Here is a 3,198-nt window from a genome sequence, read left to right on the forward strand (position 1 = left end):
TATTTAACAGATATAATATTTAAAATCACGATATTAAAAAAATGTACAGGAGGTACAAAATGTTAGAAAATAGTAGGTCAAAAGAAGAAATGTATCTAGAAGAAGTTAAACAAAATGGATTAGCCTTAAAATATATGCAAGAACAAACAGAAGAGATATGTTTAGAAGCAGTTAAACAAAATGGGTTAGCTTTAAAATTTGTAAAAGAGCAAACAGAAGAGATATGTTTAGAGGCAGTTAAGCAAAATGGATGGGTTTTAGAATATGTAAAAGAACAGACTGAGGAGATATGTTTAGAAGCAGTCAGGCAAGATGGAAGAGTTTTATCACTTGTAAAAGAACAGACTGAGGAGATATGTTTAGAGGCAGTTAAGAAATATGGAAGAGCTTTAGAATATGTAAAAGAACAAACAGAAGAGATGTGCTTAGAGGCAGTTAAGCAAGATAAAGATGCTGTAAAGTATATAAGAAAATAAATTATAGTATGTTTAGTTTGCACAATGTAAGTAAGTTTTTGCGAATAATAAAAAATATTAAAACTATTGACAAAGTTTAAAATGTTATCTACACTTATCTTAAATTATTTAAAATAAACTAAATAAATCTTATCAAGAGTGGTGGAGGGACTGGCCCTGAGAAACCCGGCAACCAGTATAAGTTATTATACGGGTGCTAAATCCTGCAGCTATTAGCTGAAAGATGAGCATATAATTTTTGCTGTTAAAGCCTGAGTTATTCTCAGGCTTTTTTTATTAAAAAAATATGCTACAAATTATATGAGGTGATATGTATGGATTGTATTAAAGTTGGCGTTATTGCAGGAACTCCTGTAGATACTCAAATGGGGGTGGATTTTTTAATATCAAAAGGAATTAATGCATATGGGTATTCGGCATCTTCATGTGCTCAAGAACAGTCAAAATTTCAAATATTATCTCCTTTTGAACTTACCGATAAAATTAGAAAGATAATAAGAAAAATAAAATCTGAAAGTATTGATACAATAATAATATATTGTAATTCTCTAAGTGCTGCAGTTGATATGGATAAACTGTCTATCGAAGAAGATATAAGAATTATTACTCCACTTAGCATTTATAAAAAAATTGCTTGTAACTTTAAAAATATTGGTGTACTAACAGCTAACAATAAAAGTTCAGCAGGTATTGAAAAAGTTATACAAAGTATAAATTCTGATTGTAATGTTATCGGAATAGGAATACTTCCTTTAGTTATAGAGATAGAAAAAGGTATATCTGCTGAAAAAATAGTTGAAAAATTTTCATTAAAAAATGTGATGGAATTTTATAATTCTATACAAGTTGATGTAGTTATCTTGGGATGTACTCACTTTCCTTATTTATACAATGAATTGAAAAAGTATACTACGATTCCTATTCTTGATCCTGCAGAGTTAATGTATGAGATGATAATAAATAAAATAAATTAATATATTCATTGAAATAACTTGAGTTGAACTAAACTTGGTGAAAAAAATTGAAAAAACATAGGTCGGCCGTATATGAAATTTAGAATATCAAGATATAAAAAAAGAGAGCCATTAGAATCATTTCTAAGGCTCTTTTCTTATTATATTATATTTCCATCTGTAGATATTATAAATTCATTGTACGAAGCTTTTGTGTTAGAATTTGAGATAGCTTCTTTTACTGCACGAACTAATCCTCCACAGCAAGGTACTGACATTCTTGTAACCGTTATGCTGTTTATATCTTTTGTTTTGAATATTTCTGTAAGTTTATCTATATAATATTGGTTGTCATCAAGTTTTGGACAGCCGATAACCGTAATTTTATTCTTCATAAACTCATTGTGAAAGTTTGCGTAAGAATATGCACAACAGTCTGCTGCTATTAATATATCTGCATTATCCCAAAAATCCGCTGCGGGACTTACAAGCTTTAACTGTACAGGCCATTGATTTAATTGAGACTTAGTAGTAGTTATTTCTTTAGGAGCTGATCCTTGACATCCGCATCCAGAATTAGTTTTCAATACCTTACTTGCAGATCCAGGACATCCAACTGATTGTTTCTCTTGCTTAAGAGCATATCCCTTTCTAGATTGGTCAAATTCTGCAGTTTCTTTTTCTGTTAATTTTATTGCATCAACTGGACATGCTGGTAAACACATTCCAAGTCCGTCGCAGTAAGAATCGCTCATTAACTTTGCTTTGCCATTTACAACTTGTATAGCTCCTTGGTGACATGCATTTGCACATAATCCACATCCTATACATTTTTCTTGATTTATTTCAATTATTTGTCTTTTCATTTTTAAATCTCCTTTCGATATGTTGTATTTATATGTACATTATACACTATGTTTTAAATAAATTAGAGAACGTACGTTACGGAAATTAATTTTTTTAGCTTATATTTATAATTAATTTATAAAATATTGCAATAATTGGTCAGATTTTGAAATTATAACAGAATTAATTTATATGAAGTAATAAAAAATGATTTTGAATATTTTTTAAAATTAAACAAAAAATTAATACATAATATTAATATAAATCATTAGGAGGAATTACATATGAAAAAATTAAGAAGTATATTATTAACGGGAGTATTTGTAACATTAAATATTTCAACTACAGCATTTGCAAAGGAGAAAATAATATCATTTAAAGAAGAAGCAGGAATAACGCCAGATAGTATATTATATCCTATAGACAAATTAATGGAAAAAACATCATTGGCACTTAAATTTGATGAAGAAAAGAAAGTAAAAACATTAACAGAAATTGCACAAGAAAGACTTGGCGAAAGTGAAGTTATGGCTGAGGAAGGGAAACAAGATTTAGTTGAAGAAGCACTTAAAGGATATGAAGAAAGTATACATGAAACTACTGAATTAATAGATAACATTGTAGAAGAAGTACAAAATATAGACAATGAAGATATGATTGAAGATGAAGCAACAGAACTTACAGAGGAAGAATTAGCTGATATTGATAAAGAAGAAGATAAAATAGAAAATTTAAAGGAAGAATTAACAAATCAACAAGGACAGTCTATAGAAGTATTAGGGCAATTACAAGATACTGTTAGCGATGAAGCTAAAGTAAAATTGCAGCAAGTTCTTGAAATGCAAATAGCGAAAAAAGAAGCAGTTACAAATTTAGTTGAAAAAGTACATGAATTTAACAAAGAAAAGAAAGAATTAAATATG

Annotated in this window: 4 protein-coding genes and 1 riboswitch; of the genes, 3 read left to right on the top strand and 1 reads right to left on the bottom strand. The window is 28.7% G+C overall.

Translation table 11 applies throughout. The annotated features are described in order from the left end of the window. Nucleotides 1-59 precede the first annotated feature (59 nt). The gene (locus tag VLM92_RS01750) at nucleotides 60-476 is read left to right on the top strand and encodes a DUF4116 domain-containing protein (protein WP_325274634.1); all 417 of its coding nucleotides are present in this window, start codon (nucleotides 60-62) and stop codon (nucleotides 474-476) included. Nucleotides 477-602: 126 nt separating this feature from the next. Next, a riboswitch (SAM riboswitch) is annotated at nucleotides 603-706 on the top strand. 84 nt (nucleotides 707-790) lie between these two features. Next, nucleotides 791-1,450, top strand: a complete 660-nt coding sequence (locus VLM92_RS01755) for an aspartate/glutamate racemase family protein (RefSeq protein ID WP_325274635.1) — start codon at nucleotides 791-793, stop codon at nucleotides 1,448-1,450. Nucleotides 1,451-1,590: 140 nt separating this feature from the next. On the opposite strand, the gene VLM92_RS01760 is transcribed toward VLM92_RS01755, so the two are convergent. Continuing rightward, nucleotides 1,591-2,295, bottom strand: coding sequence for an ATP-binding protein (locus tag VLM92_RS01760; RefSeq protein WP_325274636.1), 705 nt, complete (start codon nucleotides 2,293-2,295; stop codon nucleotides 1,591-1,593). A 264-nt stretch (nucleotides 2,296-2,559) separates the two neighbouring features. Between VLM92_RS01760 and VLM92_RS01765 the strand changes: the two genes are divergently transcribed. Next, the coding region (locus tag VLM92_RS01765) for a DUF5667 domain-containing protein (protein ID WP_325274637.1) at nucleotides 2,560-3,198 on the top strand (639 nt) is incomplete at its 3' end.

The sequence above is a fragment of the Romboutsia sp. genome (genome assembly GCF_035470145.1).
Classification (GTDB): domain Bacteria; phylum Bacillota; class Clostridia; order Peptostreptococcales; family Peptostreptococcaceae; genus Romboutsia_D.